This is a genomic window from Pararcticibacter amylolyticus, assembly GCF_003130405.1.
In the GTDB taxonomy this organism is placed as follows: Bacteria; Bacteroidota; Bacteroidia; order Sphingobacteriales; family Sphingobacteriaceae; genus Arcticibacter; species Arcticibacter amylolyticus.
In genome coordinates, this window is the sequence record NZ_QEAS01000006.1 from 101,126 (window position 1) to 127,641 (window position 26,516).

At 42.1% G+C, this 26,516-nt stretch carries 26 protein-coding genes; 14 read left to right on the forward strand and 12 right to left on the reverse strand.

Features of this window, described 5'->3' with window-relative positions; genetic code table 11:
• Positions 1-1,284: glycoside hydrolase 5 family protein (locus DDR33_RS08575; RefSeq protein ID WP_109415538.1), on the reverse strand; the 1,284-nt coding region annotated here is incomplete at its 3' end.
• Positions 1,285-1,566: 282 nt separating this feature from the next.
• Here DDR33_RS08575 and dtd point away from each other — a divergent pair.
• The gene (dtd, locus tag DDR33_RS08580) at positions 1,567-2,019 is read left to right on the forward strand and encodes a D-aminoacyl-tRNA deacylase (RefSeq protein WP_109415364.1); all 453 of its coding nucleotides are present in this window, start codon (positions 1,567-1,569) and stop codon (positions 2,017-2,019) included.
• A gap of 28 nt (positions 2,020-2,047) precedes the next feature.
• Here the strand turns inward: dtd and DDR33_RS08585 are convergent, their stop codons facing one another.
• From DDR33_RS08585 to DDR33_RS08595, 3 genes are all read right to left on the reverse strand, one after another.
• Positions 2,048-2,788 carry a 2-phosphosulfolactate phosphatase gene (locus tag DDR33_RS08585; RefSeq protein WP_109415365.1) on the reverse strand — a complete coding sequence of 247 codons (741 nt, stop codon included), beginning with the start codon at positions 2,786-2,788 and terminating at the stop codon, positions 2,048-2,050.
• Positions 2,789-2,790: 2 nt separating this feature from the next.
• On the reverse strand, positions 2,791-3,873 hold the full coding sequence (gene gcvT, locus DDR33_RS08590) for a glycine cleavage system aminomethyltransferase GcvT (protein WP_109415366.1): 1,083 nt from the start codon (positions 3,871-3,873) through the stop codon (positions 2,791-2,793).
• Between the two features lie 134 nt (positions 3,874-4,007).
• Positions 4,008-4,634: a ribonuclease HII gene (locus DDR33_RS08595; RefSeq protein ID WP_109415367.1), complete on the reverse strand. Its 627-nt coding sequence runs from the start codon at positions 4,632-4,634 to the stop codon at positions 4,008-4,010.
• A 221-nt stretch (positions 4,635-4,855) separates the two neighbouring features.
• Between DDR33_RS08595 and DDR33_RS08600 the strand changes: the two genes are divergently transcribed.
• Positions 4,856-5,716 (forward strand): DUF4886 domain-containing protein, encoded by an 861-nt coding sequence (locus tag DDR33_RS08600; RefSeq protein WP_109415368.1) that lies wholly within the window; start codon positions 4,856-4,858, stop codon positions 5,714-5,716.
• 6 nt (positions 5,717-5,722) lie between these two features.
• Here DDR33_RS08600 and DDR33_RS08605 read toward each other — a convergent pair whose 3' ends face one another.
• From DDR33_RS08605 to DDR33_RS08615, 3 genes are all read right to left on the reverse strand, one after another.
• Positions 5,723-6,973 carry a PP2C family protein-serine/threonine phosphatase gene (locus tag DDR33_RS08605; RefSeq protein WP_238387723.1) on the reverse strand — a complete coding sequence of 417 codons (1,251 nt, stop codon included), beginning with the start codon at positions 6,971-6,973 and terminating at the stop codon, positions 5,723-5,725.
• A gap of 99 nt (positions 6,974-7,072) precedes the next feature.
• Entirely contained in the window at positions 7,073-8,206 is a 1,134-nt protein-coding gene (locus DDR33_RS08610; protein ID WP_238387724.1) for a glycosyltransferase family 2 protein, read from the reverse strand.
• Complete coding sequence (locus DDR33_RS08615; protein ID WP_109415370.1) at positions 8,187-9,161, reverse strand: lysylphosphatidylglycerol synthase domain-containing protein; 975 nt, start codon at positions 9,159-9,161, stop codon at positions 8,187-8,189. The genes DDR33_RS08610 and DDR33_RS08615 overlap by 20 nt, the downstream gene beginning before the upstream one ends.
• A 348-nt stretch (positions 9,162-9,509) precedes the next feature.
• Here DDR33_RS08615 and DDR33_RS08620 point away from each other — a divergent pair, with 348 nt between their 5' ends.
• Positions 9,510-11,180: a putative transporter gene (locus DDR33_RS08620; protein WP_109415371.1), complete on the forward strand. Its 1,671-nt coding sequence runs from the start codon at positions 9,510-9,512 to the stop codon at positions 11,178-11,180.
• A 55-nt stretch (positions 11,181-11,235) separates the two neighbouring features.
• On the forward strand, positions 11,236-11,805 hold the full coding sequence (gene ruvC, locus DDR33_RS08625) for a crossover junction endodeoxyribonuclease RuvC (RefSeq protein ID WP_109415372.1): 570 nt from the start codon (positions 11,236-11,238) through the stop codon (positions 11,803-11,805).
• A 117-nt stretch (positions 11,806-11,922) separates the two neighbouring features.
• On the opposite strand, the gene DDR33_RS08630 is transcribed toward ruvC, so the two are convergent.
• The 3 genes from DDR33_RS08630 to dxs all read right to left on the reverse strand — a co-directional run bounded on the left by DDR33_RS08630 (position 11,923) and on the right by dxs (position 14,916).
• On the reverse strand, positions 11,923-12,315 hold the full coding sequence (locus DDR33_RS08630) for an HIT family protein (RefSeq protein WP_109415373.1): 393 nt from the start codon (positions 12,313-12,315) through the stop codon (positions 11,923-11,925).
• 11 nt (positions 12,316-12,326) lie between these two features.
• Positions 12,327-12,800 (reverse strand): transcription elongation factor GreA, encoded by a 474-nt coding sequence (gene greA, locus DDR33_RS08635; protein ID WP_109415374.1) that lies wholly within the window; start codon positions 12,798-12,800, stop codon positions 12,327-12,329.
• 187 nt (positions 12,801-12,987) lie between these two features.
• Complete coding sequence (gene dxs, locus DDR33_RS08640; RefSeq protein WP_109415375.1) at positions 12,988-14,916, reverse strand: 1-deoxy-D-xylulose-5-phosphate synthase; 1,929 nt, start codon at positions 14,914-14,916, stop codon at positions 12,988-12,990.
• Between the two features lie 180 nt (positions 14,917-15,096).
• Between dxs and DDR33_RS08645 the strand changes: the two genes are divergently transcribed.
• From DDR33_RS08645 to DDR33_RS08655, 3 genes are all read left to right on the forward strand, one after another.
• Positions 15,097-15,858, forward strand: coding sequence for a segregation and condensation protein A (locus DDR33_RS08645; RefSeq protein ID WP_109415376.1), 762 nt, complete (start codon positions 15,097-15,099; stop codon positions 15,856-15,858).
• A gap of 20 nt (positions 15,859-15,878) precedes the next feature.
• A complete protein-coding gene (gene glyA / locus DDR33_RS08650) occupies positions 15,879-17,150 on the forward strand; it encodes a serine hydroxymethyltransferase (RefSeq protein ID WP_109415377.1) in 1,272 nt (423 codons plus the stop codon).
• 62 nt (positions 17,151-17,212) lie between these two features.
• Positions 17,213-17,620, forward strand: a complete 408-nt coding sequence (locus DDR33_RS08655) for a response regulator (protein WP_109415378.1) — start codon at positions 17,213-17,215, stop codon at positions 17,618-17,620.
• 160 nt (positions 17,621-17,780) lie between these two features.
• Here the strand turns inward: DDR33_RS08655 and DDR33_RS08660 are convergent, their stop codons facing one another.
• Together DDR33_RS08660 and rlmN are read right to left on the reverse strand one after the other, a co-directional pair.
• Positions 17,781-18,479 (reverse strand): ComF family protein, encoded by a 699-nt coding sequence (locus DDR33_RS08660; RefSeq protein ID WP_109415379.1) that lies wholly within the window; start codon positions 18,477-18,479, stop codon positions 17,781-17,783.
• Positions 18,480-18,484: 5 nt separating this feature from the next.
• Positions 18,485-19,510 carry a 23S rRNA (adenine(2503)-C(2))-methyltransferase RlmN gene (gene rlmN, locus DDR33_RS08665; RefSeq protein WP_394341107.1) on the reverse strand — a complete coding sequence of 342 codons (1,026 nt, stop codon included), beginning with the start codon at positions 19,508-19,510 and terminating at the stop codon, positions 18,485-18,487.
• Between the two features lie 251 nt (positions 19,511-19,761).
• Here rlmN and DDR33_RS08670 point away from each other — a divergent pair, with 251 nt between their 5' ends.
• From DDR33_RS08670 to DDR33_RS26630, 7 genes are all read left to right on the forward strand, one after another.
• Positions 19,762-20,937 (forward strand): amidohydrolase family protein, encoded by a 1,176-nt coding sequence (locus tag DDR33_RS08670; protein WP_109415381.1) that lies wholly within the window; start codon positions 19,762-19,764, stop codon positions 20,935-20,937.
• A gap of 82 nt (positions 20,938-21,019) precedes the next feature.
• A complete protein-coding gene (locus DDR33_RS08675; protein ID WP_109415382.1) occupies positions 21,020-21,304 on the forward strand; it encodes an acylphosphatase in 285 nt (94 codons plus the stop codon).
• A 30-nt stretch (positions 21,305-21,334) separates the two neighbouring features.
• On the forward strand, positions 21,335-22,816 hold the full coding sequence (locus DDR33_RS08680) for an oligosaccharide flippase family protein (protein WP_202913693.1): 1,482 nt from the start codon (positions 21,335-21,337) through the stop codon (positions 22,814-22,816).
• Positions 22,816-23,247, forward strand: coding sequence for a dUTP diphosphatase (gene dut / locus DDR33_RS08685; protein ID WP_109415383.1), 432 nt, complete (start codon positions 22,816-22,818; stop codon positions 23,245-23,247). The genes DDR33_RS08680 and dut overlap by 1 nt, the downstream gene beginning before the upstream one ends.
• Positions 23,247-24,971, forward strand: coding sequence for a tetratricopeptide repeat protein (locus tag DDR33_RS08690; RefSeq protein ID WP_158280685.1), 1,725 nt, complete (start codon positions 23,247-23,249; stop codon positions 24,969-24,971). The genes dut and DDR33_RS08690 overlap by 1 nt, the downstream gene beginning before the upstream one ends.
• Positions 24,949-25,746, forward strand: a complete 798-nt coding sequence (locus DDR33_RS08695; RefSeq protein WP_109415385.1) for a DUF4292 domain-containing protein — start codon at positions 24,949-24,951, stop codon at positions 25,744-25,746. The genes DDR33_RS08690 and DDR33_RS08695 overlap by 23 nt, the downstream gene beginning before the upstream one ends.
• Before the next feature lie 32 nt (positions 25,747-25,778).
• On the forward strand, positions 25,779-26,516 hold a 738-nt coding region (locus DDR33_RS26630), incomplete at its 3' end, for a murein hydrolase activator EnvC family protein (protein ID WP_394341106.1).

The window sequence follows — 26,516 nt, forward strand, 5'->3', positions numbered from 1 at the left end:
ATCCCTTAGAGCGTATGAACGGATAAGCTTCCATGTGGACTGATCGGAGTCAAAAACAGTATTGAGTCCCTGTTCCTCCTGAGGAGGATCCCCCATAAAATCATCTCCCTCTTTCCAGAATTCCTGTTTTGGCACCGGCCGGGCACTTCCGCCAAATGCCCAGAAATTGCATCCGGCGATAGCACCTCCTTTTTCCCGGCTCCGTGACCACTCATCGAATATAGTGTCATACATTTTATCTCTTGAAAGAGTGGAGGATGCCGGATCAAAAGAGTGATGATCACGAGGCAAACCAAACTCCTCAACTACTAAAGGCTTATTCAGTTCAAGCGCTGTTTCTTCATGTTTTCTGATGTATTCACGGGTTCTGGAAATTACATCAGGCAGACCGCTCACGATACTTGTATCCCTGAACCAGCCCCAGTTCTTCGGCCAGATGTGCAGGGTTAAATAATCAACCTCCCCGGGAGAATGAACTTCTTTAAAAAGTTCAGGCGACTCCTCTGTGCCCATGATCCCTTCTGTTCCCAGGGTTACCAGATGATTTTTGTCGATGGACTTGATCAGCTTAGCAACAGATGAAGTCCATTTTTTATAAGCATCTACGGCAGAAGCCCGCATGGGTCTGGGTTCATTCGCAATTTCCCATGCCATGATAGCCGGCTCATCAGTATACTTCCTTTTGGTGTACTTATTAACATGATTTAAAACCAAGCGGAGCTGCTTTTCATAGTCTTCATGGCAAGGTTTGCAGCTGTAAAATTTACTGGTGTTATCCCTGAGGTCGTCCCAGTTCAGTTTGCTCTTCATTACCGAGTCGGTAATGACTTTGTTCCAGCTTAAATACTGAAGAAATCCCCCGCTCCATTCCCAGTTATTACTCAGGAACAGAACGGCATACATCCGGCGCTTACTCATTTCATAAAGCAAATAGTCAAGCCCGTCCAGGATCTCTGTGTTGAATTTTCCCTGTTCAGTTTGAAATGCCGGAGTTAACCTCTCTACTCCATTCACCAATCCTTTTCCTTCAGCCCCAACAAGCACACGCAGATTACTAACCCCATTATCTTTAAGGAAGTCCAGTTCCTTTCGTAATCGTTCCTTTCCACGTCCCGGATCTTTATTCAAGGCAAGCAGACCACCATACCAATAATTGGTACCCATGTAATAATACGGCCGGTTGTTCAGGCTAAACTGGTGATTTTTGATCTTAACGAATGGCGGCTGAGCCTGAAGAAAAAAACAGCAGCAAGACAAAAGAAAAGCGATTGAATATTTCCGCATACTTAGTAATATCATATTAGTCCTGGCATAGTCAACTTATAATCAGTTACATTCAAAAGTAATCTTAACTATTATCAGCCAGTAATATTTTATTATCCTTTGATAGTGTAAATTTATCTGATGAATCTCTTAAAAGGGTAATTATCTGCTTAAAAGCAAACAAATTACCCTTATTAAGATCAAATATTTTTTTATCCCATACTATATACATCTTTACCATCCTTAACCACAAAACCATACTCTTATAATACGTTTAAAATCAAATTCTTATATTGCTAAAAAATGAGAGCAGTCATACAAAGAGTCACTCAGGCTTCCTGCAGAGTAGAAAAGAAGATAACCGGACAGATAGATTTAGGATTAGTTATTCTTTTAGGAATCGAAGATTGCGATAACCTGGAAGAAATGAAATGGCTTGCACAAAAAATTGCCAATATGAGGATATTCGGTGATGAAAACGGGCTTATGAACAGGTCACTAAAAGATGTAGATGGATCTGTGCTTCTGATCTCACAATTTACCCTGTTTGCTCAAACTAAAAAAGGAAACCGGCCCGGTTTTATAAGAGCAGCTAAAGCTGATAAGGCAATTCCCCTTTACGAGTCCATGCTCGCAGAGCTTGAATCCCTGACAGGAAAAAAGACAGAGGCTGGCATCTTTGGCGCCGACATGAAAATATCACTTATCAATGACGGGCCTGTGACCATTATAATAGATACAAAGAATAAAGAATAGAACATCCCTGATAAATATTCAACCGATGCTATGGTTCCAGCTTTATCAATTTCTCATCTTCTAAAACAGGAATAGCTCTGGTGATATCGACATTCAGGCAAAAGTCTATATCTTTTTCAATACCCAGTTTCTTTAATCTCTCACTGTGGGATGTTTTCTTAAGGTATTTCCGAAGATCATCACTGGCGAGGCCGTAAAGGTCCAGCGCAGCAATTGAAGAATCATCCAGGCTATAGCCTGCATCCTTTAAGCGGGCAACAACAGCACCTGCAAATACAGAATCTTCCAGATTAAACTTATTCTTCCAGCCGGCACAAACCAGCAGGATATTCTCCTGTTCTTTGATAAGCCAGTCGGACAAGGCCGTTAAGTTGAAAAAAGATCCAATTACGATCCTTTTTGCTCCTCTGGATAGCTGAATAGCATGAGTCCCGTTTGTGGTGGTCAGCACCACTGTCCTGCCCGCCACCTTCTCCGGAGTATAAGCAAATGGAGAATTACCAAAATCAAACCCGGCTACAACTTCTCCATCCCGTTCCGCTGCCAATAAACAATCTGTACCATGATAAGCAGCACATTCCTCGACTTTGGAAACGGGAATAATAGCAGCAGCACCGTTTTCTATTCCATAACAAATAGATGAAGTTGCCCTGAAAATATCAATAACGACAACTATGCTGTTTCCGATATCATACAATGGCAATAAGGCAGGAGTAAAACAAACTTCTGCCTTTAATTTTTCTGAAGCTGATAACTGTACTACTTTCAATGCTATGCTTTAAAGAAAGGTAGTTTTACAATATTCGCTTTTACAGCAGTATTTCTGATTTTAATAAACACTTCTGTTCCAGGTGCAGAGAAGGGAGTTTTGACATAGCCAAGTCCGATTGCCTTTTGCAGAGAAGGAGACTGCGTGCCCGATGTAACCTTTCCGATAACATTTCCATCTGCATCTGCTATTTCGTAGTCATGTCTTGGAATACCACGCTCAATCATTTCGAATGCTACGAGCTTTCGCTCTATTCCCGATTTCTTTTGTTCAGACAGCTTTACACTATCCACAAAATCTTTTGTAAACTTTGTGATCCAGCCAAGGCCTGCCTCAATAGGAGAGGTTGAGTCATCTATATCATTTCCATACAGGCAAAAACCCATTTCAAGCCTCAGGGTATCCCGGGCACCAAGACCTATTGGTTTAATGCCTTCCGACTCTCCTGCTTTGAAAATAGCATTCCAGATATGCTCTGCATGTTCATTGTCAAAATAGATTTCAAAACCACCGGCACCGGTATAACCCGTTGCAGAGATTACCACATTGTCTATTCCTGCAAGTATTCCTTTTTTAAACGAATAATATTCCATCGAGGAAAGATCCGTTCCGGTGAGTTTTTGAAGAACAGTTACCGCCTTAGGGCCTTGTACCGCCAGCAATGAAGTACGATCTGAAATATCTTTCATCTCAACTCCATAAGTATTATGTTCAGAGATCCAATTCCAGTCCTTTTCTATATTAGAAGCATTCACCACCAGCATATACGTTTTTTCGTCGATCCGGTACACCAGCAGATCGTCTACGATTCCTCCGGCTCCGTTTGGCAGACAGGAATACTGAACTTTACCATCCACTAATTTCGATGCATCGTTTGTTGTTACCTTTTGAATAAGATCGAGAGCATGATCACCTTTCAGAATAAATTCTCCCATATGGCTTACGTCAAATACACCAACAGAAGATCTTACTGTGAGATGCTCTATGTTGATGCCTTCATATTGAACAGGCATATTGAATCCTGCAAACGGCACCATCTTAGCACCAAGGGAAATATGGATATCAGTTAACGCGGTATTCTTCATTATTTCTTATATACTGAGTGGCAAACTTAGACAAATTGCATTTATATGCAAAATGCTTAACATAGTCTTAACATGAGTCAAAATGGCATTTGTTATTCACGCCGCCCGTTCTATTCGGCCTTAAGTCCTGATGTTTAAACAACCTTCCCTTCAGAGAACTCTTCAGTAAACAACTCCAACTGGGGATCGGTTATGCGGAAAGACCGGCGGTGATACGGGGACATCCCATAATGCAAAACGGCATTCCGGTGTTTAACTGTCGGATAACCCTTGTTACTGCACCAATCATATTCAGGATGAAGCAAAGCAAGGTTCTTCATAAAGTCGTCCCTGTATGTTTTGGCAAGAATAGAAGCAGCAGCAATAGAGTAATATTTCCCGTCACCCTTCACAATACAAGCGTGAGGTACTTCCTGGTATTTTTTAAAGCGGTTTCCATCTATTAGCAAATAACCAGGTTTCGTTCCCAACATATCAAGAGCCCGGTGCATTGCTAAAAAAGACGCATTGAGGATATTTATATGATCAATTTCTTCATGATCCACAGATGCGACGGCATATGCAATGGCTTTCTTTTCAATCATTTCACGAAGACTATACCTGTCCGCTTCAGAGAGCTGCTTAGAATCCGTAAGTTTTTCATGTTTAAAATCGCGGGGCAATATAACAGCGGCAGCAAATACAGGGCCTGCCAGGCATCCCCTTCCGGCCTCGTCACAGCCTGCTTCAATAAATTGATCCTGGTAATACGATAAAAGCATCACTTATCTGTCTACAGTCCAAACTTAACTGAATTTGCGCTCAGATGCAACATTTTGAAGAAGAGCAGGCCAATACTTAACGAACCGGTACCTTAGCAGGTAAGAAGGAACAACACACAGCAAAGATTTGCGTTTAAGATTTGTTACGGTATATTTGACCCTGACAGTGCGGATACCCCGTATCCGGCTATTATTTATTTTATTAACCTGGATATCGAATAATGAAAAAAAATACTGGTAAATACTTTATCTTCCTGTTCATTTTTTGCCTCTGCTCTCTGGGAACCGATGCAAAAAACGTCATAAAAGTACTCGCTATCGGCAATAGCTTTTCCGAAGATGCGATTGAAAACTATTTATATGAACTTGCTGAAGCTTCGGGAGACAGTCTTGTGATCGGGAACCTCTATATAGGAGGATGTTCGCTGGAAACACACTGGAAAAATGCAACGAACGATGCACCGGCATATTCTTACCGTAAAATTGTGGGAGGAAGAAAAGTGGTAACTGAAAAACAAACTTTGGCTTCCGCCATACAGGATGAACCCTGGGACTATATCAGTTTTCAGCAGGTAAGTCAAAACTCGGGCATATATAATACCTATTTCCCCTATCTGACTGATCTGCTCGGTTATGTCAAAGGAAAGGTCACGAATCCAAAAGTAAAATTCATTCTTCACCGTACCTGGGCATATGCTAAAACGTCTGCACATGGCGGATTTGCCAATTACCACAAAAACCAGGATGAGATGTATAAAGCAATTGTTGACGCCACCAGAAGAGTGTTCAAAGATGTAAAACAATTTAAATATCTGGTTCCTGCCGGTACCGCCATTCAAAATGCCAGAACAAGTGTAATAGGAGACTATTTCAACAGAGATGGCTATCATCTCGAACTTACCTATGGAAGATATACAGCCGCTTGTACCTGGTTTGAAATACTTACCGGGAAAAGTGTATTGGGGAACAGCTATTACCCTCAGACAATTGACAAGGAGAAAGCAACGATAGCACAGTATGCTGCCCACTACGCTGTCAGGAAGCCGGATCAGGTCACCTCAGTGACCCGGCTTAAACTATAACCGGGGCTAATATATCTTCAATGTAAACAGGGTGATATCATCGGAATGCATCTTTGCATTTCTGCTTACCTGTATTTCTGACAGGATCCCCTTGTTTATCTGCTGAGAACGCAGATCACAATGCTGTGAAAGATACTCCACAAGCTCTTCTTCCGAAACGAAAACGTCTTCATCAGCGCTTTCAATCAACCCATCGGTATAATTAAAGATCAGAGCATTATCCGGCAGCACCAGTTTGCCAGGCTGCACAAAAGGCAGTTCATCAAAAATACCTAAAAGAGTAGTACCTTGCTTTAGAAAGGTAGCCTGGGAATCGGCGATCATGATAGGAGCGTTATGTCCGGCATTGATATACTCCATCTCACGGGTCTCTTCGTTATATTTTCCAAGAAAAAGAGTGATAAAACGTTCTCCCTTTGTCGTCTTGGTAACCGCCTCATTCAATTTTGTAACAAGCCGGTCCAGATTACTCTCTACTGAGGTCCAGGCACGCAGACTTGCCTGGAGATTAGCCATCAGGAGAGCCGCTGAAATTCCCTTTCCCGATACATCCGCAATACACCACAAAAATTCTTTATCATTCAGCCTGATAAAATCAAAGTAGTCACCTCCAATATTCTGATGCGGCAGATAGGTGGCAGCAATTTCAAACCGGTCACTTTTGGGAAAGCGCGTGGGTACAAGCATATTTTGCACTTCACCAGCCAGTTCTATATCTCTCTGAAAACGTTCACGCTGTACTCTCTCCCGGAAAAGCTTTTTATTTTCTAACGCAACAACAATAATATTGATCAGGGTTTGAATATAGTTCAGTTCGTGACTGAGGAGTTCGGGAGTTGTGTTAAAATCGCCTATCAGCACAAATGCAAGAGTGCTGTTCTTATGCCTTACAGGCACAAAGAAATCATACTGCCTGAGGTAATCATCTTCGTGCCCCCGAAGGGAAGCTATGGTTTTAAGAGGAGTGAGAATTTCGTAAACCTTATCAAAATTTACCTGGACATCCCCGGATATACCATAAGAAGTCACGCAATTGTAGTCACTGCCTTCTTTTACAAGAAGGCTCATTTTGCCGACATTCAAATTAACACGGAGTATAACCTCGAGCATTTCAAAAAGAACGGTTGGCGCACTATTTTTATTAATGGCCAGCGTAACTTCAAGCAATGCATTCAACTCTGCCTGTCTTTTAAGCAGCAGTCGTATTAAATCATTTTCTGAAGGTTCCTCCTTGGTTGTATCTCTCTCGTGTTTCAAAAAAGTAGTGTTTCCCGGGTATAAAAATAAAGTAAAAAATCCTATTATTAATAATAAACATCACTACAAGTATTTTTAATCCCGATCAGAAGAAATATTTTATCTCACCACCCTTCCTTTCCATACATATTTACCAGAATTACCGGCAATTCCAATGAAGATCATATACACAACATGCACTATGGTAAGCAATGGAAGATAATATATTAATTCACGGCGCCTGGCAAACTGTGTCAAAGGGAGCAGGAAAGCGGCCTCACAAAAGAATTTAAACAATAAGGCCCACAAACAGGTACGCCAGAAAACAGGGTCAGCAAAACCAGCAGCAGCTGTAACCAGCAACATTAAGTTAAACAGCCATATCAAAACACCCAGAGTGACGATGCTTTTATTTTTATACCGGGTGCTTTTAGATGCCCATCTTTTTCTTTGCCTGATGAATTCTTTCAGGTTCTCTTTCGCCTGAGTATAGACCACTGCCGAAAGAGACTTGCAGAAACCTATGCCATCCGGATAACGTTCGGCCACCTTATGGAGAAAGAGTTCATCATCCCCTGATGCAAGATCATCAATACCTTTAAATCCATCAAGTTCAAAAAAAACATCTCTCCTGTAAGCGAGATTTGCACCATTACAGGTGGATGGAGTTCTATTTCCAATGGACGAAGCCCCGAGCCCTATTAAATACAGGAATTCAAGCGTCTGGAGCCGTTCGAAGAAACTCTTTTCCTGGTGATAAATTACCGGTGAAGAGATGAGCTTACTATCATTTTTCTCATAGAAACTAACGATCGTACCGAGCCATTCTTCTTTCATCCGGCAATCGGCATCTGTGGTGATGATTAGCTCTCCCCCGGAGAGCTTTATCGCCTCCGTAATAGCCTTTTTCTTATACGAATTCAATTTCCCCTTTTCGTCCAGTCTGATCAGCTTCACTCTTGGATCTGAAAAAGACAGCACGACATCTGAAGTCCGGTCGGCAGAATGGTCATCTACAATAATAAGTTCCATCAGTTCTGCCGGATAGGATTGTTCAAGAATATCCTGTATGGTATGTGAAATATTATTTTCTTCGTTTCTGGCTGCAATCAGGATGCTAACTCTTGTTTGAGGTGCTTTTACGGTCGGATGATATAATTTTATACGAAGCCAGCCCCTTCTGAAAAACAGAACGACCATAAAATATACAAAGGTTAGAAAACCTGTCAGAAAGTTAATTACGAGCAGTGCCAAAGAAATTGAGTTTAAAAACAAAAACAGAACCAAGTATAGCCGGAACAATCAGGTTGACAAACCAGATGTACGCGGTAGAGGCCATGACAGCCACCTCCTGGTGAGTAATAAAACTGAAAAAGTACGTTGCAGTCATTGTTCTGACCCCAACATCAAGCAGGTCGAGGGAAGGAAGTGCTGACTGTATAAAAAATAAAATAAAGATCATCATGATCATTGAGAACCCCGGAAGCCCCGGAATCAGCATATTAATAATTAAATAATATTGCGAAGTAAAAACAATAAAGCGTGCGATACAATAATTAAACACGATTAATAAGTCTTTCTTTTTGTATGCCGCAAGGATCATGAAAAACCGGTTGAACCTTTTTAAAAAACTAATTTTGCCAAGCAGGCCTGCAAGTATCTTTATATTAAAATAGAACAGGACGAAGAAGAGACAAAATCCCAGAGCCAGGAGCAGCAGCAGACAAAGCATCCACCTTTCTGCCGGGACAAAATTAATAACAAACCATACAATGGCAACCGCACCGAGAACATTGGTGATGACCATCTGCCCAACGGCCCCTACACCCATTGCTATCACTCCAAGGACCCGTTTTCTGGGAGCCAGGAAAAAGACCCTCCCTCCATACTCCCCGATCCGGTTAGGAGTAAAAACAGCCCACGTTAGCCCACAAAACACTGACTCTACAGACTTCCAAACGCTTATATATTCTATCTTTCTTACGAGATATCGCCACTTAAGCGACTCCAGGAACCAGTTAAGTAACATCAGCATGAAAATCAGCGAAAGAACAGACGAAACTCGTCCCGCAGAAAGATTTCTGATTAAAACATTAAAATTATGCAGGTTTTGATTATGGCTTAGCTTATAAACGATAAACACAGTCGCCAGTATTAATACAGCCGCCTTGACAAGAATACTAATGACTTTCTTACTCTTAAGATTCAATCCCGTTTTGTTTTTGCAATGTTACATAAAACCTGTGAAAAGCTCCCGCTTTAGATGCTTTAATGGAAGACTCCCTTCCCCTCATCACTTTACATGCACTCTATCATATTAATAAGTGATAAGTATCATTTGCAACTCCATTTGCATTTTTAAGCTTTGCTGACCAAAGCTGTTGCTAAAAGATGAGGAAAACGGCTTTAAGAACAATTAACTGATTATTCATTTCAAAACTAATAACCAATGTTTGGCCAATTGCTCACATAAGGCATCCCTGCAGGGACCGGGCCCTTCACTTCATTAAAGCATAGCTTTATAACCATAAAGGTTTCACAAAATCAGATCAAAGAAATGGATTGGCTTTTAGAATTATTTACAAAAGACTCCGTAGCACATTCTGTCCTTATCTATGGGCTTGTTATAGCCATAGGTGTAACGCTCGGCAAAGTTAAAATCTTTAATATTTCACTTGGAATTACCTGGGTTTTATTTGTGGGGATCCTTGCATCTCATTTCCACCTTTTGATAAACAAAGAGGTAGAACATTTCGCAAGGGAGTTTGGGTTAATATTATTTGTCTACAGCATAGGGCTGCAGGTTGGCCCTGGCTTCATCTCTTCGCTAAAGAAACAGGGCTTGACACTCAACCTGCTCGCGGGAGCCTTAGTTCTGACAGGAGCTCTTGTAACCGTAATTATTCACTTGATTACCAATACTCCGATCGCTGTAATGGCTGGTATTATGTCGGGGGCGGTAACAAACACGCCAGGCCTGGGGGCCGCCCAACAGGCACTTGCAGACATCAAAGCCTCAGGGGGCGTTGTTGACATCCCAAATCTCGGTCTGGGATATGCCGTTGCGTATCCTTTCGGAGTCATTGGGATTATCCTCGTGCTTATCTTTTTCAGATATATTTTCAAGGTTGACCTGGCTAAAGAAAAAGCCATTCATAAAGAGCGCTTACTGAAAGGCATACCCGCTCCTTCCACTATCAATCTGGAGGTCGAAAACCCACAGTTATTTAACCAGCCTTTGAGGATTATAAAGTCAATTATTAATACAAAACTCGTCATTTCCCGTATCTATCACGACGGAGAGATACGTACCCCTGATGCCGGGACCATTCTTCACAAAGATGATATCATCCTGGTAGTAGCACCAAAGGAGGACTTTGAAAAACTCAAGATACTGGTAGGAAAACAAAGTGAGCTCGACCTCATACAGATGAAAAGCAATATCATTTCACGTCGTATAGTGGTGACCAAAGATGAGGTAACATATAAAACGATCGGGGAGCAACGTTTTCTGAATAGCCAGGAATTTACAATTACAAGAGTAAGCCGGGCTGGGATTGAATTTGTTGCCACCACCGATACAGTGTTTCAGATTGGTGATATCGTTACAGTAGTAGGCAGGGAAGATGTGGTTAACCTGTTTGCCAAGGTACTGGGTAACTCCCTGAAAAGACTTGACCATCCTAACCTTGCCCCGATATTTTTTGGGATAGTAATTGGGGTTCTTTTCGGAAGTATTCCTTTTGCTGTCCCCGGAATTCCTGCCCCCGTAAAGATAGGCCTGGCAGGCGGGCCCCTTATTGTTGCTATTCTGATGAGCCGTTTTGGTCCGAAGTTATATCTCACTCCCTATGTCACTCAGGGAGCCAACCTGATGTTAAGAGAGATCGGTATCGTCCTGTTTCTGGCAAGTGTCGGCCTTTCAAGCGGCGAGCATTTTGTCGAAATTCTTGTAAAAGGAGATGGACTGTATTGGATGGCTCTGGGTGTGATCATCACCCTCGCCCCCTTGCTTGTCATAGGATTCCTGGCAAAGCTGATATTTAAATGCAGCTATTTTGAGATCTGCGGTTTACTTTCAGGTGCCTCTACAGATCCGCCTGCTTTAGCCTTTGCCACCTTTTCGGCAGGTTCAGATGCTCCGGCAATAACATATGCAACAGTTTATCCTCTTACCATGATACTTAGAATATTAATGGCACAGATGATGATTTTAATATTCGTATAATCCCTGGCAAGAGGCCACCTTTCATAGCTGATCGCTTTTTTTGTATTATTGCCGGATGCAAAGCGAAAAGCAGAAGGAGCGGATTATTCTCGGGATTGATCCTGGAACAGCGGTGATGGGATATGGACTGATAAAAGAGCAGCGGAGTAAAACGACACTGATCAGCCTGGGTGTGGTCAGGATGGAGCATTTGGACGATCATGCACTGAAGCTTAAGCGGATCTTTGAGAAAACCATAGCATTAATAGATGAATATCACCCCGACTGTCTTGCTATTGAAGCCCCTTTCTATGGCAAGAACATCCAGGTGATGCTTAAATTAGGGCGGGCGCAGGGCGTTGCCATTGCAGCCGCTCTATCAAGAGATTTACCAGTTACCGAGTACTCTCCAAGAAAAATAAAACAGTCTATCACAGGTAATGGTAACGCGGCTAAAGAACAGGTAGCTGCTATGCTTCAGATTCTACTTGGATTTAAAGAAACTCCTGAGTTTTTAGATGCAACCGACGGGCTTGCCGTCGCGGTTTGCCATTCTTTTCAACGAACCGGCAGCACAGGAGGAACTAAGAAGACATATACCGGCTGGGCAGCTTTTGTGAAAGACAACCCCGGAAAGTTAAAATGACTGCAATGCACGTTTTATAATCTCCGGTTGATGGGAAAGATGGGAAAATCTGAAGAGGGACAGGCACTTCAGCTATGATATAAAACAAAAAGAGGAAGCTGGCTTCCTCTTTTTGTTTTATATCATAGCACTGATCTTTTCAGCGGTAGCTTTTAACTCTTCCGGGGAAGGTTTTAGCTTTGGACGCGAAAAATTAATATCATCCATATTGTTCATAGGTACGAGATGGATATGCACATGAGGTATTTCAAGTCCGATTACTGCCACCCCGATTCTAACGCAGGGAACAGCCTGGCGGAGTGCAATCGCTACTTTTTTAGCAAATGCATGAAGTCCTGCATAAGTTTCATCATCGAGGTCAAAGATATAATCAACTTCTTTCTTTGGAATCACCAAAACATGTCCTTCGGCAAGAGGATTGATGTCAAGGAAAGCAAGATAGCTTTCATCTTCAGCAACTTTATGAGCTGGAATTTCACCGGCTGCAATTTTGGAAAAAAGAGAAGCCATACTATTAAATTTTATCTGGATATTTCAAGTACTTCAAATTCCATTTTTCCTGCGGGGACCTGTATTTCAGCTTTATCTCCCACTGATTTTCCGAGAAGTCCTTTAGCAATAGGGGATTTTACAGAGATCTTTCCTGATTTCAGATCAGCCTCAGATTCCGACACTAACTGATAGGTCATGGTAGCACCATTGTTCGTATTCCGGATCTTTACGATAGATAAGGCCAGTACTTTGGAGCTGTCCAGCTTCGATTCATCGATCAACCGGGCATGGGCAAGAGTGTTCTCCAACTTGGCTATCTTAGCTTCATGAAGGCCTTGTGCCTCTTTTGCAGCGTCATACTCAGCATTTTCCGAAAGATCACCTTTATCACGGGCTTCCGCAATTGCTTTTGCAATCTGAGAACGTCCCTCAGTCTTCAAAAAATGAAGCTCTTCTTTTAATTTTTCTAATCCTTCTTTTGTATAATATACTATCTCTGCCATATTTTAATCTTTTAATGGAAGTGTATAAAAAACAAACAAGACTACATCTGCATACGCGATATAGTCTTGTCCTTATTGCTACGAAGATAAATTTACCCTGTCAAAAAAGCAAATTTTTCTTCCCTGGTTACTCTATATAAACAAAACGGGAACTAAAAAGTTATTAGCTTATCCTTTTTCCCTGGAATTATGAAGCCATACTCCTGGTTGTACGACTGACGGCAATTTTCCTGACAGATTCCACTATAGCATGAGCATCATACCCGCATTCCGACCAAAGCTCATGTTGATCACCGTGTTCTACAATTTTATCTGGAATACCTAAACGGATCACCTTGGCTGTATAGCCATTATCAGCCATGAATTCAAGCACTGCACTGCCCACACCACCCTGGATGCATCCGTCCTCCACCGTAACTATCTTTCCAAATGTACTAAACACCTCATGAAGGAGGTCCTGATCCAGTGGCTTCACAAAGCGAAGGTCATAATGCGCGGGATGAATTCCTTCAGAGCTTAATTCAAGACAGGCCTTAACAGCTTCGTTCCCTATATGCCCGATGGTCAGGATTGCAACGTCTTCTCCGTCACAAATCTTTCGTCCTTTCCCTACAGGTATCGCTTTAAAAGGTCTTTTCCAGTCGGGCATAACCCCTGTGCCTCTCGGATACCGTATAGTAAAAGGCCCCATATCTTTCTGCTGGGCTGTATACATCAGGTTGCGAAGCTCTTCTTCATTCATGGGCGCTGACACCACCATATTAGGAATACATCTCATATAAGCCAGGTCATAGGCGCCATGATGAGTAGCCCCATCTGCTCCCGCGATACCCGCCCTGTCCAGGCAAAACACCACATTAAGGTTTTGTATTGCTACATCGTGAATAACCTGGTCGTATGCCCGCTGCATAAAACTTGAATATATATTACAGAAGGGAAGCATCCCTCTTGTAGCCAGGCCAGCAGAGAATGTAACGGCATGCTGTTCGGCAATACCTACATCGAAAGCACGGTCAGGCATTGCTTTCATCATAATATTCATAGAACTCCCGCTGGGCATCGCCGGGGTAACACCCATGATATCCGGATTTGATTCTGCGAGCTCCAGAAGAGAATGACCAAATACATCCTGGTATTTCGGTGGTTGCGGTTTATCGTTTACTGCCTTCTTTATTTCGCCGGTGATCTTATCAAAAAGACCTGGCGCATGCCACTTGGTCTGATCCTTTTCTGCAAGAGCAAAACCTTTGCCCTTCACTGTCACACAATGAAGCAGTTTAGGGCCGGGAATATTGCGGAGATCCCGTAAAACCTTCACCAGTTGCTTCACGTCGTGCCCGTCAATAGGGCCGAAATATCTGAAATTAAGTGATTCAAAAAGATTGCTTTCCTTTAGCAGAGTACCTTTTATACTTTTCTCAATCTTCTTGACAATTTGAAGCGCGTTCGGTCCAAGTTCTGACAACTTACTGAGAACATGACCAATATCATCACGAAAGCGGTTATATTGCCTGGAAGTAGTAATTGCAGTAAGATATTCCTTCAGCGCTCCCACATTAGGATCGATGGACATGCAATTATCATTTAGAATTACCAGTAAGTTGGAATTCTCTATGCCACCGTGGTTCAATGCCTCAAAAGCCATACCCGCAGTCATTGCCCCATCACCAATCACGGCAACATGCTGGCGGTCCTTTTCACCTTTAAAATGAGAGGCAACAGCCATACCAAGTGCAGCAGAAATAGAAGTAGACGAATGCCCCACACCAAATGTATCATATTCGCTCTCCGCGCGTTTAGGAAAGCCACTAATACCTTTATATATACGGTTCGTGTGAAATACAGTACGGCGTCCTGTTAATATTTTATGGCCGTAAGCCTGATGGCCTACATCCCACACCAGTTGGTCGTAAGGGGTATTGAGCACATAATGTAAAGCCACAGAGAGCTCGACAACTCCGAGACTGGCACCGAAATGACCTCCATTAACAGAAACAACGTCAATAATATACTGACGCAACTCTTTGCAAACCCTTTCGAGTTCAACCTCACTAAGTTTCTTTAGATCAGAGGGATAGTTAATACTCTCTAATAGGTCTCCCGCCTTTACTTCCATACTGTAACAGCGTAAATTTTTAAAAGCACAAAGTAAGTTAATATTATTTAGAAAATGAAAAAAGTCCCTGCACCCGGGAGAACTACAATGTTGTTAAAGAAAAGTTTATATGAATTCCTGAAAGCAGAATCCCCGATCGGTTTTTTTAGATGAAATTAAATCTTTATTTTTGAACCACTTGTGAGACAACAGGATTCTTTTGACATTAGATTACCACAATTTGAAGGTCCGTTTGACCTTCTGCTGTTCTTCATTGAGCGCGACGAGCTTGATATCCACCAAATTCCTATTGCAAGAATTACTGACGACTTTCTGGCCTACATTCAGCAGATGAATGCTTTGAATATTGAATTGGCGAGCGAGTTCATCTTTGTGGCTGCAACACTCATGCGGATCAAGGCAAAGATGCTGCTTCCCCGCCCCGAGCAGGATGAGAATGGAAATGAAGTGGATCTAAAAAGGGATCTGGTACAGAAGCTGATTGAATATAAAAAATTCAAGGAGGTATCTGCCGGGTTACGCAACCTGGAAGATCAGCGCTTCATGAGAGAAAAACGCGGCAATATTGCAGCAGACCTGGAATATATCGCCGAAAGCTCGGAACCCGGAGAAGAGCTTTCAACCCTTGGATTATACCGGCTAATGCTCGTTTACGAAAGGGCACTATCCAGATACAAACAAAGGAGTGTAGAGGTTACTCATACAGTAGTGCAATACCCTTACACGATAGAGCAGCAAAAAAGGATCATTTCAGATATGCTGCAGATTAATAAGAAGCTCGACTTCTCGGAAATTGTCAGAAACTCTGAAAACAGAGTCCATTTTGTCTATAACTTCCTTGCCGTCCTTGAGATGCTTCAGCAGCAATTGATATCCATACAAACAGGTTTGGGCTACAATAACTTTTGGGTGGCAGAAAAACAGGTAGAAGCTTTTGAATAATTGATTAATAATAATTACTAATGAACAGAGACAACGTTGTTTTTAAACTCATCGAACAGGAGCAGGAACGCCAGGAAAGTGGCATTGAACTGATTGCTTCAGAAAACTTTGTTAGCAAACAGGTAATGGAAGCGGCCGGATCTGTTCTGACCAATAAATATGCGGAAGGCCTTCCCGGTAAACGCTATTATGGCGGATGCGAAATTGTAGATGAAGTTGAAACGATCGCTATACAACGCGCAAAGGAATTATTTGGTGCCGAATGGGCAAATGTACAGCCCCATGCCGGCGCCCAGGCTAACTCGGCGGTATTTCTGGCTTTACTGAAGCCGGGAGATAAAATCCTCGGATTCGACCTGTCCCACGGAGGTCATTTAACCCATGGCTCTTCAGTAAATTCCTCAGGCAAGCTATATCAGCCTTTTTTCTATGGGGTGGAGAAGGAAACCGGCCGCATAGATTACAAGAAACTGGAAGAAGTTGCTTTAACCGAAAAACCGAAACTGATCATATGCGGAGCATCTGCCTATTCGAGAGAGTGGGATTATAAGTTTATAAGAGAAGTTGCAGACAAGGTTGGAGCACTTGTACTGGCAGACATTTCACATCCTGCCGGACTCATTGCAAAGGGGCTTCTTGACAATCCCCTTCCGTACTGTCATGTGGTCACTACTACCACCCATAAGACATTACGCGGCCCCAGAGGCGGCATGATTATGCTCGGCAAAGACTTCGAAAATCCTTTCGGGCTCAAAACACCGAAAGGCGAAACCAGGATGATGTCCTCATTGCTCGATATGGCAGTATTTCCGGGAAGCCAGGGTGGCCCGCTTGAACATATTATAGCTGCAAAGGCCATTGCTTTCGGAGAAGCACTCAGCGACGAATATCTTGAATATGCCACGCAGGTTAAGAAAAATGCTGCTGCCATGGCAAAAGCTTTTATTGACCGGGATTACCAGATCATTTCAGGCGGTACTGATAATCACCTGATGCTGATTGATCTCAGGAATAAGAATATTACAGGAAAAGTTGCGGAAGCAGCACTTCAAAAAGCCCATATTACGGTCAATAAAAATATGGTACCTTTCGATGATAAGTCTCCTTTTATCACTTCCGGCATCAGGGTAGGAACTGCAGCTATCACCACAAGAGGACTACAGGAAGAGCAGATGGAGAAGATCGTTGATCTTATTGATTCCGTAATAAAAGATGCGGAAAATGAGTCATCATTAACTCTTGTCAGAAAAGAGGTAGAAGATATGATGCAAAACTATCCATTATACAGGTAGTCAGATTCAGGATCCCGGCACCATCCGGGATCCTGAATAATTTTTAACGTCCTATTTCTATTATGGATCCGTCCCTGGCCAACGCCGATAAACAGCTTTCCGGAAATGTACTCGTAGTAGAGGATAACGAGATCAATCGTTTTCTGATAAAAAAGTTCTTGAAAAAGTGGGGAGCATCAGGAGATTTCGCAGAAAACGGAAAAGAAGCACTCGACAAGATCAGGCATCATGCATACGATGTTGTGTTAATGGACATCCAAATGCCTGTAATGAGCGGACTTGAAGCAACTATCGCTATAAGAAATATGGAAAAGCAAGAACACAGGCAGCTTCCTATTATAGCATTAACAGCTACTATCCTCGATCAGGAGCTTGAAGAAATAAAGAAGTCGGGAATGAACGATTACATCGCAAAACCTTTTTCTCCGGACGATCTTTACAGGAAACTCGCCACTTTCATGCAGAAATAAGTAAAAAAGAAAAAGCCGGTTACCGTGGGGGCTATCCGGCTCTTTCTATCTAAATTAACGCTCTCAATTGCTTATACTCCTAAACTCAGAAAAAGTTACTTTATTTTAATAAAAAACTTAAAAAAAACATAACTACCTGAAAAACAAGTAAATTATTTTATCAAACAGCAAATGCAACAGATGAAATGCTAACTTTTGCCGCGCCCGATTCGAACAACTTTAATGCACAAGCCTCTATAGTAGCTCCGGTCGTAATCACGTCATCCACTATCAGAACATGTTTCTCCGCCACTTTACCTGCTTCGTGAACAGAGAAAACATCTTTCATATTCTCAAATCGCTGAAAGCGGGATTTCCTCGTCTGAGTATCAGTATATGAAGAACGCTGGAGAACTGTAATATCTACCGGAATACCGGTAATCTCAGACAGCCCCTGTGCAATACATTCACTCTGATTATATCCCCTTTGTTTCTGACGCTTTTTATGCAACGGCACCGGAATAATTAATTCAGGCAAATCCATTCTTATATATTCTTTGATCCGGTTTCCGTAGTGTCTTCCCAGCCATAGGCCTGTTTCTGGCCTGTCACGGTATTTTAACTGATGAATCAGGGATTGCACCTTTGAATCCTGCCTGAAGTAAAAACATGCAATAGCAAAACCTAAATTAAAATGTCCCTGAAATTGCCTGGCTAAAGCATTATCCTTATCACGATGAAAATTGGTATAAGGCAGATCGAATCTGCAGGTAGTGCATATGATCTTTTCGCCTCTTATGAGCTTTCCCCCGCAGCAGCCGCATACTTCAGGGAAAAACAAAGAGAAAAAATCAGAAATATAGTTTAGGAAAGGAGGCATCGCAATCAATCTTTTTCTTTAATCGCAAGCTGACCGCAAGCTGCATCTATATCCTTCCCCCTGCTGCGCCTGACATTAGTTATTATTCCCTGTTTACGCAGATATGCAGCGAATGCTTCCGTTTTATCCTCTTCTGCATTCTGAAAAGATGCAAATGAAATCGGATTATATTCAATAATATTGACCTTGCAGGGAAGATGCTTGCAGAATTTTGCCAGCTCCATAGCATCCTGGATCCCGTCATTGAAATCATCGAAAATGATATATTCATAAGTAACAGGGTTCCTCGTTTTGATGAAATAATACTTTAAAGCTTCCGCAAGAGCCTTCAATGAGTTTTGCTCATTTATCGGCATTATCTCATTTCTTTTCAGATCATTAGCAGCATGTAAAGATAAGGCAAGATTGAATTTTACTTTATCATCGCCCAACTTACGGATCATTTTCGCAATGCCGGCAGTCGACACAGTAATTCTCTTCGCTGCCATATTCAATCCCCCTTCAGAAGTGATGTATTCGATCGACTTTAACACATTCGCATAATTCAGCAAAGGCTCGCCCATTCCCATGTATACTATATTAGAAAGCGGCATTCCATAGTTTTCGCGTGATTGACGGTCTATCAGTACAACCTGATCATATATTTCTCCCGGCTCTAAATTGCGCTTCCTTTCCATATAACCGGTCGCACAGAATTTACAAGTGAGGCTGCAACCCACCTGTGAACTGACACAGGCCGTCATTCTGTCCGGGGCTGGAATTAACACACCTTCGATAATATTTCCGTCAGCAAGCCTGAATGTATTTTTTATCGTTTTATCAGAACTGTACTGGGATTGATGAATGCTGACAGCATTAATAGTGAATCTTTCTTTTAATTTCTCACGGAGCCCTTTTGATAAATTACTCATCTCGTCAAAAGTTCTTGCAGACTTCATCCACAACCATTCTGAAATCTGCTTTGCCCTAAAAGCGGGTTCCCCTTCAGCCAGCAAAATTTTCTTTAACTCTTCAACAGAAATATTCCGGATCTCCTTTTTTTCAACAACCTGATTCACAATGCAAAGATACGACTTTATATTAACCCTGTCCGTAGGGCACCTGTTTAAATTGTCAAATTTCAGGAGCGAGAACGCTTGTTACCAGCTCTTAAGGCCCTGTAAACGTTCCAAAAACAAAAGGTATAGTTGATCGAAACAATTTTATAAAATGATTGTTTTGCTTAAAAAGAAAAAAACTTTAGGTTTGGGTGCCGCATGATGGGGTTAAGGCAATCTGACATATGACACATTATTATTCTGCAGATTATATACTGCCTGTTACTGATTTTCCCATAAAAAATGGAACTATTGCTGTTAAAGAAGGAGTCATTTCGGGTATTTATGAAAACAACAGTCCGGAGATATCAGATAAAGATGTGCAAAAACTCCAGGGCATTATAGTCCCTGGATTTGTAAACAGCCACTGCCACCTTGAATTGTCGGCTTTTCAGGGACTGATTCCAAAACAAACAGGCCTGATCCCGTTTATTAAGCAAATTATAAGATCAAGAAGATCCATCTCTAAAAATGATATAGACACAGCTATCGACAGAGCCGACAAATTAATGTACAACAACGGAATCGTAGCGGTAGGAGATATCTCAAACACTATAGATTCAAAGCAGGCAAAACAAAACAGCTCTATCTACTACCATACATTTATTGAGCTTATGGGCTTTGAACCAGACCGGGCTAAAGACATATTCAGAGCCGGGACGGAACTTTTCGAAGCCTTCCAGCCTTTAAAAGCCTCGGTTGTACCGCATGCACCGTATTCTGTATCCAGGGAATTATTCCGTTTCATGAGCAAGTTCTGCTGGGAAACGGGGAGCATCTTATCCATCCATAACCAGGAGAGCGAAGAAGAAAACAAACTCTACAGGTACAAAACAGGTCAATTCATTGATTTCTACCGGGATTTGAATATCAATATTGATTTCTTTAAAGCCCAGGCCAGAAACTCTGTGCAGAGCTTTATCCCGCTCTTACCTAAAAAACAAAAAGTACAGCTTGTTCACAATACCTATACAAGCACAAAAGATATCTACTTTATAAGACGATCAGACAGGGATGTTAGCTTTTGCTTTTGCCCTAATGCAAATCTCTATATAGAGAACCGGCTTCCTAAAATAGAAATGTTTCTGTTCAACGACCTCAACATCACCCTGGGTACCGACAGCCTGGCATCGAATGATAACCTCTGCATCCTGTCGGAACTTAAAACAATTCATTCATCATTTCCCTCTCTGAAACTGACAGAAACAATCCGGTGGGCCACCATTAATGGCGCACGTTTCCTTGGAATTGACAACAATTTTGGAAGCCTCGAACCAGGAAAGAAACCCGGAATAAATCTGATCACCAATTTGGAAAATCTGACCCTTACACGGGAATCACAAGTAAAAAAGCTTGCTTAAACCACAATTGCAGGCAGAAGCTGGTAGCTGAAAACCAAATATATGATGTACTTTTGTGGCTCTGCAACTTATAGCTACAGACGTGAAACATTTAAATATAACTCTACGGGGAAAAGTACAACGGGTGTCATTCAGAGCTGCTACCAAAGCAGTAGCTGATCAGCTTTCTGTTAAAGGTTTTATTCTTAACCAACAGGACGGTTCCGTTTATATAGAAGCGGAAGGCGATGATTTCTCTCTGGATAGCTTTTTGGAATGGTGCAAAGAGGGCCCCGAAAAAGCCGTTGTTGAAAAAATAGACGTTATTGAAGGGCAACCAAAAAACTATCGTAATTTTGAAGTGGTAAAAAGGACTCCGCTGGGATAGATACTCAGCCTAAAAATCTCATTATTCATTTTGTCAACTGCTAAAAAATTTGCCGGTCAAACTGCCGTTTACGGAATCACTACCATAGCGGGCAGGACACTCAGTTTCTTTCTTACTTATATCTATACCAGGGCATACCCTACTCACATATACGGAATATTCGGAACTATGTTTGCCTGGGCGTCCATGCTCAATTCGCTTCTTGCATTTGGCATGGAAACGACGTTTTTCAGGTATTTAAACAAACGGTCTGATAGTAAAAACTTAGTATTTAATAATTCTTTCGGAGTGATCTTTATGATCACTGTTCTCTTTCTCACCTGCACAGTGCCCTTTATCCCGCAGATCAGTCAATGGATCAGGGTAGACCAATCAACGTCTTCCGGGGATTATGAACGATATGTAAAGTATTTTCTTATTATCCTCGTTACAGACGCCTGGTGTGTCATCCCTTTTGCGAAACTACGCGCTGAAGGAAGACCCGGACGGTTCGGAATTCTCAAGCTTACCAATATACTTGTATTTATAGGGCTTAATCTCGCATTTATATACGTCATTCCTTACCTGGTCCGGAATCAATTGCCCGGCTCCCACTGGATTCAAACATGGTTCAGGCAGGGTTGGCTTGGGTACGTTTTCTTGTCAAATGTAATAGCGAGCTGCATAACACTTCTGATGCTCGCTCCTGAAATCTTAAAATTGCGGCCACGGTTTGATCCGGCAATGGTAAAAGAAATGCTCCTTTATAGCTGGCCGGTCCTGATTGCCAATTTTTCATTTATTATTAACGAAAATCTCGATAAGATCCTGATTGGCAAGCTCCTTCCTCCTTCGATAAGCAGCTCCGAACTGGGAATATATTCCGGCTGTGCTAAAATTGCAATCTTCCTGAATCTGTTTGTTCAGGCCTTCCGCCTTGGTGCCGAGCCCTTTTTCTTTAACTATGCAAAGAACGCCAATGCGGGAAATACCTATGCAAAGATCATGAACTATTTTGTGATCATAATGTCCGTAATCTACGTAGGCCTGGTAGCTAACATTGAAATATTGAAACATTTTATATCAGATGACTACTGGTCGGGATTAGGTGTGGTTCCGCTGCTCCTGTTCGGATATGTCAGCCTGGGAGTTTACATGAATCTCTCGATATGGTACAAACTTTCTGATCAAACCAGATATGGGTTGTATATTTCTGCTACAGGAGCAATCATAACAGTTGTTTTAAATGTGATCCTGATTCCTCACTACAGCTATATGGCAGCGGCATGGGTATCCCTTATTGCATATTCCTCCATGATGGTTTTATCATATTTATGGGGACAGAAGAACTATCCCATCCCATACAATCTCAAAAAGAACCTGGTTTATATTCTGGCATCTGCGCTAACTGTATACCTGTCGTTCAGCGTTTTCAAAAGGAATATATTTGCGGGCAACGCACTGCTCATTGTATTTATATCTGTCACTTTGTATTTCGAGAAAAAAGAAATAACCGCTATATTGAAAAAGTAATGAACGTAAAGGTAATTAACAAGTCAAACAACCCGCTTCCCGCCTACGAAACAATTCACTCTGCCGGCATGGATATGAGAGCGTTTTTAGAGAGCGATATAACGATCAGGCCGATGGACCGTGTACTGATTCCTACAGGCTTATATATAGAACTTCCGGATGGCTACGAAGCCCAGATACGCCCCAGAAGCGGCCTGGCACTAAAGAATGGAATTACCGTATTAAACTCTCCGGGCACAATTGACGCAGATTACCGGGGAGAGGTGAAGATCCTGCTGATCAACCTGTCTGATACTGAATTTATCGTTAAAAACGGCGATCGCATTGCACAAATGATCATTGCCAGGTATGAGCAGGCTGGATGGGAACTATCCGGGGAATTAACAGAAACCACCAGAGGGAGTGGTGGCTACGGACATACCGGCGTATAATGATGATTAGAAAGACGCTGCTTTTATTTTTGGTGCTGTCTTCTGTATCATTGAGCGGACAAGAAAAGAACAACATTATTATTGTTACAGGGAAGCCCTTGACCCCTTTAGACAGCATTGAGATTAAACGCAGCTTCTTTAAAGCACTGCAGGAAAAGACAGCAGGAAATATTGACCAGGCGGCAGTTATTTTCCGGGGCATAATAGATAAGGACCCCCAGAATTCCGCAAGCCTCTACGAACTGGGAAACATCTCACTTGCTCAGAACCTCAAAGACGATGCAGGGGAGTATGCAAGAAGGGCAGTAACCCTGGATCCGGATAATAAATGGTACTGGCTTCTCCTGTCAGAGATCTATAAAAAAAACAACTCGCTCGAAGACCTGATCCCCGTATTTAACGAGCTTATCCGCCTGGAGCCGGATAAAGAGGGGTATTATTTCGATAAAGCAAATGCACTTTCCCTTCTTAATAAGTATAAAGAAGCAGAAGAGGTCTTCAAAGAGATAGAAAGCAGGTTTGGTCTTTCTGAAGACCTGGAAGAAGCGCGTAATAAAATCACTTTGAGCCGGGAGGAGCCTCATATTGCAATACAAAGGCTTGAGAAATTGATAAAAAAGGACTCGCCGGACATTGATAATTACCTGAACCTCGCCCAGCTTTATATAAAACAGGGACAGTTTGAAAAGGCTCACGATGTATTAAAAAAAGCTCAGAAAAAGCAGGCCGACAATTCCTTTATACATCTTCTTCTTTCCGACGTCTACCAGGCCGCAGGAAGACGGGCAGAAGCATTTGAAGAAACTAAAAAAGCATTCAGCGATCCCCGCTTTCCTATAGATATAAAGGTTCAGATCATCCTTTCTTATTTTAGTAAATTTAAGGACCCGGTCATCTTAAACGGAACCACAGAGCTGGCTTATGTCACCACACAAGCGCACTCCCGTGAACCAAAAGCTCATGCCCTTTACGGAGACATTCTTTTCCAGGGAAAAAAGTTCGAAGAAGCCAAACAAGCCTATAAAAAAGCTCTTTCTCTTAATAATAAAGTTTACCTAATCTGGGCCCAGCTCCTGCAAATTGAGATCAGTCAGAATAACTTTAAAGAAGCCATTCAGGACGGGGACACTGCATTGAACATCTTCCCCCACGAGCCCGACCTGTATTTTTTTACCGCTACAGCATACGCGCAGGTGAACGATCACCAAAAAGCGGTAAACTACTTAAAGAACGCATTAAGTCTCAATCCTAAAAAATGGATTCCCGAATCCGATATCTATTCGAGCCTTGGGAATTCCCTTAACAGCTTGAAAAGATTCAAAGAATCTGACGACGCATTCAATAAATCTCTCGAACTCAATCCTGATAATGTTTATACTCTCAACAATTATGCATATTACTTATCGTTAAGAGAAGTAAACCTGGAAAAGGCAGCTGAGATGGCGCAACGCGCAAATGACCTGAAACCAGGTAATGCATCATTTAAAGACACATATGCCTGGGTTCTGTTTATGCAGAAAAAATATGCCGATGCCCGTATATGGATAGAGAAAGCCATAAAAGACAACAGCAATAGCGCAGTCCAGTACGAACATTATGGAGATATTTTGTTTTATCTTGGAGAAACCGACCAGGCCGTCCAGCAGTGGAAGAAGGCAAAAGATAAAGGAATAATATCAGAAACACTTGAGAAGAAGATCAATGAAAAAAAATATTATAAATAACATCCTGATTGCAGGCATTATTGTCATCACAGGATGTAAGGCCCGCAAGGAATCCGCGCAGGCCTCTCCTGCTGTAACCACCCTACCAACAACAGAAAAGGCCGCATCAGCTTCAGGCGCATTGATAAAAAATATAAGTTCCGGCCAGTTTGATTTTAAAACCCTTTCAGCAAAAGCCAAAGCAGAACTTAGCATAGGGAACAACAATAACGATGTAAATATGAATATCAGGGTAAAAAAAGACGAGGTGATCTGGATCTCCCTGACCGCTATAGCGGGTATTGAGGTAGCCCGGGCAATGATTACTCCCGATAGCATTAAGGTGTTGAATAAGATCCAGGGAATATACCTTGCAAAACCCTTCAGCTATATTTACCGTTACGCTAACCGGCAAATTAACTTTACAGCCCTCCAGTCCCTGTTAATAGGCAATCCTCTTCCCGGCACAGTATCGCCTGATGCTGAAGTCACTTTATTAGCAGATAATAAGCAACTTCAGGGTGACGCTTCCGGACTAATCTACTCCATGACTTTCAACATCGAAAACAAGCTCATTGACAACAAACTGAAAGATAAAACCAGCAACCAGTCTGTCCAGGCGGAATATTCCGACTTTCAGAACATTTCGAACATGAAGATTCCGGCAACAGTAAAGATCAAATCAATGGCTCAGGACAAACCAGTCCGGTTACAGCTGAAATACAACTCCGTAACCGCAAATGAACCGCTTGAATTTCCATTTAGCGTACCTAAAAGATATGAGGTAGCGAATTGATCAGCAGGATATTTTTCCCTAAGTTTGTGGCCATGAGTTTGGTAAGGGTGTTTCTCTGTTTTACATTTCTGATTTGCGCGGGAAGCGTTTATGCCCAGAGCAGTTCTGAGCTAAAACGACGTAAAGAAGCGTTAACCCAGGAAATTGAAATGTTAAGACGTTCTCAAAACAAAGTGGCGAGCAGTAAACGCCTGTCTCTAAAGCAGATTAATGCGCTGAATGCCCAAATCAGGCTTAGAGAAGAAAAAATCAGAACGATCAACTCGGAAATACGATTACTGGACAACCAGATCTATGAAAATACCAATACCGTCAGATCTCTCCAAAACCAGCTTAGCAAGCTAAAGAAAGAGTATGCAGCAATGGTGCTCTTTGCATTCAGAAATCAAAGTGCATATAGCAAGATGATGTTCATTTTTGCTTCCAAAGACTTTAACCAGGCATATAAGCGTCTGAAATACCTTCAGCAATTTGGAGATTACCGGCAGAAACAGGCCCAGTACATCGAACAAACACAGAAAGCGCTTGGAATAAAGATCGTTGAACTTGATCACAATAAAAAGGCTAAGAGCGGTCTTTTGAGTGATGAAGAAAACGAAAAGCAGACTCTGGGAAAAGAAAAGAATAACCAGTCGGTCCAGCTCAGCAGGCTGAGTAAACAGGAAAAGCAGCTCCGTCAGGAACTAACACAAAAACAACGCGAAGTAGCCAGGTTGAACCGGGCTATCCAAACCGCGATCAACAGGGAAATTGAGGAAGAACGGCGCAGG